At 41.1% G+C, this 11,763-nt stretch carries 7 protein-coding genes; 3 read left to right on the top strand and 4 right to left on the bottom strand.

Annotated elements, in window-relative coordinates; translation table 11 throughout:
- Positions 1–55 precede the first annotated feature (55 nt).
- Both wecB and wecC read left to right on the top strand, forming a co-directional pair.
- Positions 56–1,174, top strand: a complete 1,119-nt coding sequence (gene wecB / locus CSH92_RS04740) for a non-hydrolyzing UDP-N-acetylglucosamine 2-epimerase (RefSeq protein WP_100656469.1) — start codon at positions 56–58, stop codon at positions 1,172–1,174.
- Positions 1,175–2,416, top strand: coding sequence for a UDP-N-acetyl-D-mannosamine dehydrogenase (gene wecC / locus CSH92_RS04735; protein WP_100656468.1), 1,242 nt, complete (start codon positions 1,175–1,177; stop codon positions 2,414–2,416).
- A 177-nt stretch (positions 2,417–2,593) separates the two neighbouring features.
- On the opposite strand, the gene CSH92_RS04730 is transcribed toward wecC, so the two are convergent.
- The 4 genes from CSH92_RS04730 to CSH92_RS04715 form a co-directional block, all read right to left on the bottom strand.
- A complete protein-coding gene (locus CSH92_RS04730; RefSeq protein WP_100656467.1) occupies positions 2,594–3,670 on the bottom strand; it encodes an acyltransferase family protein in 1,077 nt (358 codons plus the stop codon).
- Positions 3,619–4,326 (bottom strand): GDSL-type esterase/lipase family protein, encoded by a 708-nt coding sequence (locus CSH92_RS04725; protein ID WP_100656722.1) that lies wholly within the window; start codon positions 4,324–4,326, stop codon positions 3,619–3,621. The genes CSH92_RS04730 and CSH92_RS04725 overlap by 52 nt, the downstream gene beginning before the upstream one ends.
- A gap of 474 nt (positions 4,327–4,800) precedes the next feature.
- Entirely contained in the window at positions 4,801–5,664 is an 864-nt protein-coding gene (locus CSH92_RS04720) for a PEP-CTERM sorting domain-containing protein (RefSeq protein ID WP_100656466.1), read from the bottom strand.
- 147 nt (positions 5,665–5,811) lie between these two features.
- The gene (locus tag CSH92_RS04715) at positions 5,812–8,547 is read right to left on the bottom strand and encodes a tetratricopeptide repeat protein (protein ID WP_164084654.1); all 2,736 of its coding nucleotides are present in this window, start codon (positions 8,545–8,547) and stop codon (positions 5,812–5,814) included.
- 271 nt (positions 8,548–8,818) lie between these two features.
- Between CSH92_RS04715 and CSH92_RS04710 the strand changes: the two genes are divergently transcribed.
- Positions 8,819–11,755 (top strand): tetratricopeptide repeat protein, encoded by a 2,937-nt coding sequence (locus CSH92_RS04710; RefSeq protein WP_124916917.1) that lies wholly within the window; start codon positions 8,819–8,821, stop codon positions 11,753–11,755.
- Positions 11,756–11,763 lie beyond the last annotated feature (8 nt).

Here is an 11,763-nt window from a genome sequence, read left to right as displayed (position 1 = left end):
CAGCTAGGCTTAGCTCTATAGACTTACATAAATATAAATAAAAAGTAACTAGATTATGAACAAAATACTACTCGTCTTTGGCACTCGGCCAGAAGCAATAAAAATGGCTCCACTGGTATTAGAGTTAAATAAATCTGAGCGGCTGGATGTGCGGGTATGTGTGACCGCTCAACACCGTGAAATGCTCGACCAAGTACTAGACTTATTTGAAATCAAGCCAGACTATGACTTGGATATTATGAAGCCTGGTCAGGACTTGTATGACATTACCGCCAACGTGCTACTGAATTTAAAGCCAGTACTAGAAGACTATGAGCCGGATGTAGTGTTAGTTCACGGTGATACCTCGACCACGTTTGCGACTTCAGTCGCTGCGTTTTATAAGAAAATTAAGATTGGTCATGTTGAGGCAGGATTACGTACCGGCGATCTTTACAGCCCATGGCCAGAAGAAGCCAATCGCAAGTTAACTGGGGCGTTAACTAATTATCACTTCGCACCGACCAAAACGTCTGAAAGTGCGTTGCTTAAGGAAAATGTAAATCCTGATTCTATTTTGGTTACAGGAAATACGGTAATCGATGCATTGCTGTGGGTAACGCAAAAAATTGAGCAGGATGCTGCCTTGTCGCAACAATTTGCAGAGCGTTTCGATTTTCTTGATGCCAATAAAAAGCTGATCTTGGTTACAGGGCACCGCCGTGAAAGTTTTGGTGGTGGATTTGAGCGTATATGTGAATCATTGAAGGCGCTTTCAGCGCGTGATGATGTGCAGATTGTGTATCCAGTCCACCTTAATCCGAATGTACAAGAGCCGGTTAAGCGGATCCTTGGTGAAGCCGATAATGTGCGCTTAATTGCACCGCAAGATTATTTGCCTTTTGTTTATCTAATGACGCGAGCGCACATTATTTTGACCGATTCCGGTGGTATTCAAGAAGAAGCGCCTTCGCTAGGCAAGCCAGTGCTCTGTATGCGCGACACTACGGAACGTCCAGAAGCGGTCGAAGCGGGTACTGTGAAACTAGTCGGCACTGACACCGATAAAATCGTCTCGTTGGCCAATCAGTTATTGGATGATCAACAGGCCTATGAAACAATGAGCTATTCGCACAACCCCTACGGTGATGGGAAAGCCTGCGAACGCATTAGAACGTATTTAGAGGAACTATAAATGAGTAAAGGGTTTAGTCGTGTTGCAGTAATCGGTCTGGGCTATATCGGTTTACCTACAGCTGCAATTATTGCTTCGCGAGGCTTAGATGTTGTGGGTGTTGACGTATCAGAACATGCGGTTAACACCATTAATCAGGGCAAAATTCATATTGTTGAACCCGATTTGGATATGGTGGTACAGGCTGCCGTAACCACCGGTAAACTGAAAGCGACTCTGGAAGCAGAGGAAGCTGACGTCTTTATCATCGCGGTTCCTACGCCATTTAAGGAAGGTCATACACCAGATTTGTCGTATATCGAAGCAGCCTGTAAGGCAATTTCACCGGTAATCAAAAAAGGCGACTTGGTTATTTTAGAGTCGACATCTCCGGTGGGGGCAACAGAGCAGGTCGCAAAATGGCTTAGCGAGATGCGCCCTGATCTAACTAATCCATTAAACAGTGCCGGTGAAGCCGACCTTTCAATTGCGCATTGCCCTGAACGTGTATTGCCAGGACGAGTATTGGAAGAGCTGGTGTCTAACGACCGTATTATTGGGGGCATTAGCCCGGCATGCTCTGAAAAAGCGTTAGCACTTTATAAAACCTTTGTTCGCGGCGAATGCTTGTTAACCAATGCGCGAACGGCTGAGATGGCGAAATTGACTGAGAATGCGTTCCGTGACGTTAATATTGCCTTTGCGAACGAATTATCAATTATTTGTGATGAGCTCAAAATTAACGTATGGGAGCTTATCTCTCTTGCTAATCGTCATCCGCGTGTAAATATTTTGAATCCAGGCCCTGGTGTGGGTGGGCACTGTATTGCGGTAGACCCTTGGTTTATTGTGGATAGTGCACCAGAAACCGCTCGCATTATCCGCACGGCTCGTGAAATTAACGATGGCAAGCCGGGTTATGTTAAGCGTCAGGTTACAGCAGCGGCTGATGAGTTCAAGCGCCCAGTCATTTGCTGCTTGGGACTGGCATTTAAAGCCAATATAGATGACTTGCGTGAAAGCCCTGCTTTAGCCATAACCAATGACTTAGCTGAGCAGGGGATTGGTGAAATCCTCGCGGTTGAACCGAACATTTCAGCTTTGCCCAAAGGCGTATCAGATAAGGTAACACTAACATCACTGCATGACGCGCTAGAGCGCTGCAATGTGATTGTGGTTTTAGTCGACCATGATGAGTTTAAAGCGATGCCAATCGAGGTGATCAAGAACAAGATTGTGATTGATACACGTGGAATCGTTTAAAAAAAAGATAAATACATTAGGCTTTGATGAGTAACTTAAAATTAATATGCATTAACTTGATGAGTCTATGGTCTTTTTCGACTAAAAATGTGCTTTTGTTCACCAGCTGACGATCCTAATTGCCATCGTCATCTGGTGTTTCATACTAATCCTGGTAATAAAGTGATACTTATACCTTTATTTTTTAACTGGTAGTTTCAATAGCCAGCCCTTAATTCTAGGCTCTGCGTATTTAGCGATAATATATGCAACAAGTGAAACGAAAGTGATACTTATTAAAGGCAGTATTAACGGCGAAGAATACGGTAGGTAATCATCTAATTGAATGATTAATGCAATCATCATGTTTTCATGCAACAGATAGAGAGGATAGCTGATAAAACCCATAAATAGGAGTTGCTTGTTACTAAGCATATTCTGCAACCAACTGTTTCTTAGAATGAGTGCAAAGAAAGCACAAATGATAAGTGCAGCTATCGAAGGTTGTAGTTCAAATTGCCCTTCCACCAGCGCAGAGACAGCAGAAATTAAAACTCCCAGATAAAACCAATTTATATGACTACTCTTTGTGAATAGATAGTACGAGGCCCCAGCAGCAAACCAGCCGAAGTATTGAAAACTGGCCAGTATTGAAACTGAATACACAAAATTTGCGAATTGGTTTTCAGTAAACTGAGAACTTAATAGCCACATAACATAAAAGAAAAACAAAGTTGGCACGAGATACCGCCGGCCAAGCAAAAAGTAAACAATAGCGGCTAAAACATAGAATTTAACTTCGACATAAATTGACCAAAAGGCATTTTCTAAACTTGCCATCTCTATCCCAGTAGCCTTAAACCACATGTATGGGGATATGAATGTTAAGCCTGGGACTACATCGATAGGATTAGGAATACCATTAGGACGTGCATGAAAAAAGCTTGCTGTGATGAAAATCAATATTGAACAAGCTAACATCGCGGGGAACAAGCGTAGCCATCTTTTATAAATAAATTTGAATGCACCATTTGACGCATCTAGGGACATGAAAATAACGAAACCAGATATCAAGAAAAATAGCTGTACTCCAAGATATCCGAATTTAAACAACGGAAATGATGCAAAGGCATCGCCGTAGGGAACAAGTTCAATCCATCGAGTATATGCGTGAAAAACTATCACGAGTATTATTGCCAAACCTCTCAGCCCATCTAAGTAGTCTATTCGGTGTCTAGAAGATGTTTTAGCGCTTTCCGTAATTCCATGATCCATATTTTATAGCCCAATGAAGATAAGTGAACATTATCACGGAGGAGGTATTTCTCCTCAAGATAACCTTCTTTGTTTAAAAAACTGCCAAAAGCCTCGATAAAGTGAACATTGTGCCTTCGGAGAGTCAAATCGAATAACCTTTTATTGATAGCAGTTATTCGTCCATTGTACTTTTTGTGAAGTTTTTTTCCTACAGGGAGTAAAGCAGTCAGCAGTACTTTTTTGTGACTCGGTATAAAGTTTAAAATCTTAGTAATATTCTCTATGATTTCTTCGTTCTCTCTATATCGAAGATCATTAAAGCCGATAGAAACTACAACCGCGGCAGAACTCTGAATGGATCGATATTGCTCAAGGCGTTGCAGAACGCCGAAGGTTGTATCATTTCCGATGCCAAAATTCACTGCTCGATCATTTATTGCTGAAACTGCTAAGCCCTGTATATGGCTATCACCTATGAAAATAATTGAGTTCTGAGGAAGATTACTATCAATACGCGCATGAAATGATGTCATAGTTTTATAATGCTGCGTTATTTCAGTTTGGTTAAACCCAAGTTTCCGCTCAACACGTTGCAAAAAATCAGACTTGATGATTACCAAGGCAAGGGCAAGATGAATAACAATGAAATATGACCAGGATATTTTCTTAAGCATGTTCTATCAGTTAAAAATGAAAAGTTAACGTACTTTAAGAGTTGTTTTACGTTTTATCTGAATAAATTATGTGACCGAAACTTAAACTCTACTTGTACAAAATTATGTCTGCACTTATCTATGTCAGATTGTAATAATTGACTATCACATAAAAGTTCTACTAGCGCTATTTTAATTCGCCAGTCAATGTCTTTAGTGAAATACTTTATGATTAATTTGTCTTTCTAAGTATTTATGAATTTATATTTTGTTGGTTGATTGAATCCTTGCGCATTGTTGATGTTAACGTTTCTTAAATCAGCACTCACAAATTAAGTTCCTAAGACATTTATAACCATGGGAACCAGAGTTGAGCTTAATATAAGTAATTAAAATTATTAACCATTATTCTGACTCCTAAGAACCTAAAAAGTGTATGAGCTTAAAATAAAAAAGCCGGCTTGCGCCGGCTTTAAATTAAATTATATTGTTAGATTACTTAGAGAATCTGCGGAAACCGGCTAGTCCAAGCAAACCAAGACCTAGAGCTGCTAAAGAAGTAGGCTCAGGTACGTTGAACTCAAGAGTTGCACCGTTGTCGCTTACTGAGATGTCAGCTACCCAATTACCTGTTTGCTGGTCTTGTGTAAAACCAGTAACACCGTTGATAGTTGTTGAACCGTCACCAACCGCAAAGATAAGATCTTGGTCTAGCGGGTCACCATTGTGATCGCTCCATACATTATCGAAATCTGCGAAGTTAGCAGCAAAAGTTTCATTCATTTTGAATTTGAATACAAACGCAGCTGAATTATCATCAGCTAGAGCAACTGGAGTACCAGATACACCTGCTAGCAAGTCAAATATACCGATCACATTACCCATGTATGTTGCTGTCATGTTTACAGAAGGACTTACGCTTGTTGGGTTGAATACTGTTTGGAACGACGTATTAGCAAGATCGTCCAAGAAAGACGTGTTGCCAGTAAAATCGTTTAGAGGGTCAGTAATAGTCGGGACACCTGCATCGTATTGTACGTCAGTAATGTACCCATCTAATGTCAAAGTCCATTGTACGTCAGTTCCAAAACCGCCGAAATTTAAACCTTCTGACCATTCAGTCCAGTTGAACGTAAAAGTTTCGCTGAAAGTATCGCCATCATTCAATGCATTGTCAGCGCCAAAGTCTTGGAAAACTGAATACGATGCCGTTGCTGGACGAATGTTCAAGCTGAACAAATCGACTAATATTGGAGAGTAATCCGTACCAGAACCATCTGGGTCGAAAGTAATTGGATCTGCTTGAGCAACGTTTGCCGCGAAAGCTGTTGCTAATCCTAGTGCTACTAATTTTTTCATTTGTTGCTCCTTGTGAAAACAAATTTTTTGTGAATACCTAGAAGGTAATACAAACTGCGTGCCAACTTTAAAATCCCAATAAAAACATAAGGTTATGCTTTTATTTTTTTTTGCGCCTCAAAAGTTGTTAAATTTCCTGACACATTCCTACTCATTCAAGCGAGCTTGTATTTTTTCCAATCGATCATCATCAACACCGTTACGAACTAGTTTTTCGAAGTAAAATGATGCTTCGGCAGTTTTTTTAGCATCTAGCAGAAAGTGGATATAAGCAAACTCATATTTACTTGGTTGATTGGCTTCAAAGTTGACATTAGGTGTCATTAAAGATATGACTTCATCCAGTTTTCCTTGTGCGGCTAACACTTTTGACTTCTGATATATGAAGGGGAGGTATTCAGGTGCTATCACCAAAGCACGATCTATAGCCGAAATACTCTTATTCAACTCGCCAAGCTCAAGATATGCCCAAGAAAGGTTATTTAAGGCTATAGCATTTTTTGGATGCTGCTGAATAAACGATTCAAGAGCTTTTACGCCAGCATTTAAATCATCAGCAAAAAGATACTCAATTCTCATCAGTTGAATAGCGAGGTCATCTGGAACGTTTTCGATGTAAGCATCTATAATCTTATTTCTTTCTTCTATTCGACCTAACTTGTTCGTTACTTTTACTAAATCCATTAAACGCGAACGGGTAGCCTCAGTCATATATGCTTCCAACAAGTTAGGATACGCCTTATCGTATCGACCTTTAGCTAAGTCAACTTTTCCTTGCAGAGCACGAACTGCAATTTGATTATTCGTTGCACTGAGCTTGGTTAGTTGAGCCTGCGCCTTATCTAACTCTCCACTTAATGTGGAATTAAGTGCATCTAGATAGATAATTTCTGCATTATTGGGATCGACCACTAACGCTTTGCTAATAAGATTTTCAATAGATACAAAGTCTTTCTTTTCGACGTATACTCGCATCGCAATTTGAAGAGCTTTTGTATCGTTGGGAATTTCATTTAAAATATTTAAGACTAAATCTTCAGCTTTCTTCTCATTGCCACTTTCGAAAGCAATATGCGCTAGCAACATGTTTGCTCGAGGCTTTAACTCGCTCAAGTCAAGCTTCTCCAGAATACCTTCAGCCCTTGATAACGAATTATCCGCAATCAGCAGTTCAGAAAGTAGCATTTGATGTTTAGGCTGATTGACTTGCGATAATGCACCGTAAAGTAATTCATATTCGGACTGAGGGGCGTTCAATGATTTTAAAAGGTCATTGTACTTTAAAAAACCTTTTATATTTGATGGGTTTTCAGCAACATATTGTTTTACTGCCAACAACGCCGCTTCAAAATCTTTACTAGCTTCCGCCTCTATCACAGCGAACATCATTACACTCGGACGTTTAGGTTCAGCCTCAGCAATTCGACCGAATTGCCGTGCTGCCTTCTCAAGCTCACCTAGTTGTAAGTATACGTTTGCTAATACTTCTCGAGTCTCAATCGTTAATTCATTTCTGTTATCAAGGAATTTTTCTATGAGGTTTTGAGCTAATTCAAGCTGGCCAGATTGCACATATGCAGTTGCTAGCAGAGCGAAAGCGTTCAAGCTTTCCGGATTTGCGACTTGAGTAGATTCTAGTTGCTTGATCCCTGCTTCGTTATCTTCGGCATAACTGAGCAACGCAAACCCAAGAGCATTATCAACATCAGCTATATCTTTATTACGTCCGAATCTTGTTACTTCGCTGAGAACTTCGTCAGATTGTGATGACTGAACTGCACTGAATCCAGAAGAGAGGATCAACGCTATATCTGTTTCCGTAGGATCTTTAATTTGAGTAATGGCACTGGATGCAGAAGCGAAGTCTCCTAATCTTAGTTGAGTTGCACCCAGTAACCTTTGAATCACGGTCGTTTCAGGCAAACTTGAATTTAAGTATTCGAATGAGGATAAGGCTCGTTCAAAGTTTTCATTTTGGAAAGCGTGTACTCCTACTATGAAATGCAAAGAAAGATTATTGAAGCCAGCTTCAATAGCACTTGAAGCATATTTTGCAGCTTCATCAATGTCATCATTTTGGAATTGATAAATAGCTTCTATATATAGGCCTAATGCGTTTTTGGTATTTCCATTCCGCACAATATCAATTTGTGTACGTGCTTTTTCCATTTCATCAGTAGCTAAGTAGCTGCGAGCAAGAAAATAATTTGCTATCCGATTCGCCGGACGAACGGTCGTATACTTTTCGATAAGTGCTTGTGCAACTTCATGCTCTTGACTATCTACAAGTGAAGAGCCTGTAATAAAGTAAATCTCTGGCGCATAGAATTCTTGATTAGAATCAAGTAACAATTGTCCTGCTTGTATGACTTCGCGTTCGCTAATCAATTCAGCCGCCGCCTTAAAGTCACTTTGCCTTTCGCTAAGTTTGCTGAGGGAGTCTTCCAGTATCGCCGGCTCATTCATTACCAGAGCAACAGCGGCTACTAATGCATTCCATTCTTCAGCATCCGCGAAAAAACGTTGGCGTTCCAGCAGTAGCTCATACGCGTAATCGTAATTATTGGTGATAAGTTCAAGATCGACCTGCTCGCGCGATATTTCGGCTAAATCGACTCCATACTCAACAGCACGTAAAAATTCTTTATCTGCAGCATCTAGATTTCTTGCGTGCATGTGCAGGCGTGCCATCAGTACTCGGTAGGCTGGGTCACGAGGTGCGTCAGAAATTAATTGTTTAGCAAGAATGGCGGCTTCTGCATACTCTTGCTGTTGCATCAGGCGTTGTGCCTCTGCGTAGGTTTCTTCTGGGGTCATCCGTGTGCAGGCAATTGAGCCAACAAGTAATAGTGCAAGGGTGAGAATTTTTAACCAATGATTCATACGAGTATCCATATTCCTTAGCTTTATTCGTGAGACTTATCTCCAACAGCCTTCATCATAACAGTGCCACTGGATTGCCGCTACTTTAATCATCTGAGCTCTTAGAGTACTCTTCTTTAAGAAACTAGCTTTTTAAAAAGCTAAATTTTCTTGTTAGATCTTTAATTCGAATGAACAATCACTTATTTGGTAGATAAGAAAGAAGGATGTTTATTCGGCTTACCTTAGTGATATATGAACGTAAAGAAAATTGCTGCTTAAGTATGTAGACTTGATACGTAAGCTTTACGAATATGTGGTTCAAGTTAAACAGAACGTTGATTTCGCGTGGCGAGGGATTGTTCGCTATTATAAACAAAAGGGCTTAACAATGGTTGTAGGCATGCTATTTAGCGCGTCATTTCGTACTTTTTATTTTACCTGGGGGCTTGTTGCTGGCCTCAGTGTCACATCTTTTGCCGTAAACGCCGATCCGTCCAAGGACTATGAGCAAGCGCTTAGCACGTATAATAGTGAGAACGTTGACGAGGCTTATATCCAATTAAAAAACATCATGAGTGCATATCCAGAGCACCTACCTTCTAAGGTGCTTATGGCAGATGTGCTTTTGCGTAAAGGCTACGTTCTTGACGCTATAGATGAATATGAAGAAGCGTTGCAATTAGGCGCGGATTTTAATCGGGTGATTGAAAACTTATTGCAAGCCTATCTATTGGCTGGTCAACACCAGCGAGTCATTGATTGTGAATGTAGAGGTGTGAATCAGAAAACTGAGCCCTATGTTCAGTTGCTTAAAGCGAGCGCTTTTGATTATTCAGGTAATACAGATGCAGCGCGCTCACGGTACCAGCAAGCTTATTCGCTTGCGCCACGTTCAACTCGTGTATTGACCAGTTATGCCAATTTTTTAATGTCGCATAATGAAGCAGAACGGGCGAAAGAGTTTATCGATGCGGCACTTGCCTTAGAATCAAACAATCCTCGTGTAATGCACGCCTATAGCTTGTGGCTGAGTCGAGATGGTCAAGTGCAATTAGCGCTGGAATGGTTAGAGCGAGCTTATGCCCTACAGCGTGATGACCCTGTTATACAGCGTACGAAAGCCTTCTTGTTGATCAAGTTGCGTCGCTTTGATGAGTCAATTGACCTCATAAATACGATTTTAGCGGAAAATCAGAACGATGTTTTGGTCCGGCTGACCAAAGCAAGGTTGCTTTTTATCACCAACCAAGAGGAAGAGGCACAAAACATACTGAGTGACCTTTCCGGTGAGTTATCTACCTATGTTGTTGATGATGTTACGAGTCGCTCAAAACTTAATTTACTCAAAGGGTTAACTTCATATTTGAGCGGTAATTATACTGACAGTACCGTGCAAATTGAGCAGTACCTTACTCTCGCAGGCGAAGACGACAATGCCATTCAGATGCTAGCACAATTGTATGAGTTGTCGCGGCAACCCCGAAAAGTCAAAGTATTATTGGAAAGTAAAATTACGCTCGTTAAGCAAGATGCTGAGCTGGTTAAGTCACTTTGCCGAGCGTATGCCGCATTAAATAGACACTTTTTGTGCGACGATTTATTAGTTCAACTCACTCCAGATATCCGCAACGTTGACAGTTTGAAATTGTTTGAAGTGGATTTATTGCGTCAGCAGGGCAAGGTCAATTCAGCCATCGCGTTGTTTAATGAAACATTTAAGGCGCCATTCTCTCTAGCGCAACAATTATTATTGACCCGATTAAGGTTGCTTTCCGGTGATACCCAAAAAGCGCTAGCACTTATTGATGATCTGATTCAAAGATATTCTGACAATGCAGACCTGAAACTGCTTAAGGCCGAGGTGCTACTGAACAGTGAAAACCTTACAGGTGCGCAGCGTTTGTTGGCAGAGATAAAACAAAGTTCACCGAATAATATTCAATACCGCAAGTTAAATGCCCAAGCGTTAACCGCGAATAACGAGCTTGAGGCAGCGACGGAGGAATTAGAGGCTCTAATTAATGAGTTGCCATATCGTCAGGACCTTGTGATCCAATTGGCTAGGCTTCTTGGCAAGAGAAGCTTGTTTGATGACGCAATCAGTTTGCTAAATAAATATAAAAATGAATTTGACAGTGACTATCAATTAGATGAAGCCTTAGTCAATTTGTACGTACAGAAACAACAAAATGAAGATGCTTTAACGATAATCAACACGTTAAATAAGAGTTCATTTTCTAACCCTGAATACATATTCAAGAAAGCTGCGATTCTTATCAATCTGGGCCGTAACGAGGAGGCCCAGCGTGAAATCCTGAAACTCGAGAATTTAATCGCAATGAGCCCACAAAATGTTTCTGCATTACTTGGCTTGCGAAAGCAATTAGAAGACCATTCTGGAGCATTGGCTTATTTAGAACGAATTGCCGCTGAGCAGCCGTTAACTAAACCGCAACAGCTGGAAAAGGCGAGATTGCTGGCGCTCAACGGGCAGTCAGAAATAGCATTAACTGAGTTGAATCGACTGCTTAATAGTGATGAGAAAAACATTGCGGCTCTGTTTCTGGCGGGGGAGGTACATTCTCAGGTTGGCCAAAATGAGCTAGCCTTTCAGCGCTTTAAACAAGGTTTTGAAGCAAGTCAATATAATCGGATGTTCGCAGGTAAATTGTTTGATATAGCCAGTTTAGGAACTAACCCTGCTAAATTTGAAAATTCACTCAGAGCGGCCATGAGTACGACTTTAGATCCCGCAATGGAAGGGCTACTGGGGTTATTCTTCTACGGACAAGGGCGGGTGGCCGAAGCGTTACCGTTACTACAACAATATGAGGAGTCAAATCAAACTTATCGCCGCGAATCAGTGCTGCTGGCGTTAACGCGCATGCTGCAACAGGATTCTCCCTCACTGGCAGTCGAATATGCTAAGAAAGCCTTTGAAACGAACAATAAAAGTGCTGAAGTGGCTGCTGAATATGGCTGGAGCTTGGCTTTGTATGGTGATTATGATGGTGCGCTAGCGCGCTTGCGCGAAGCGAATATCATGGATACTGCAAATCCCAAGATAACATTTCAGTTGGCAGTGGTACTGCGGAAATTAGGGCGCTGTGAAGATGCTGAACGTTGGCTAAGGGATATCGGACAAGGTACGGATGGCTCAGAATTAAGCGAGCAGTTTGGCGATGTTTCAGCTATACTCACGGGTAGAGAGTGTAGGAGTTTATAGTGTCAAAG

The sequence above is a fragment of the Neoalteromonas flava genome, assembly GCF_002807685.1.
In the GTDB taxonomy this organism is placed as follows: Bacteria; Pseudomonadota; Gammaproteobacteria; order Enterobacterales; family Alteromonadaceae; genus Alteromonas_E; species Alteromonas_E flava.
Note: the sequence above shows the minus strand (reverse complement) of the source record. Positions and strands in the feature narration are given on the sequence as shown.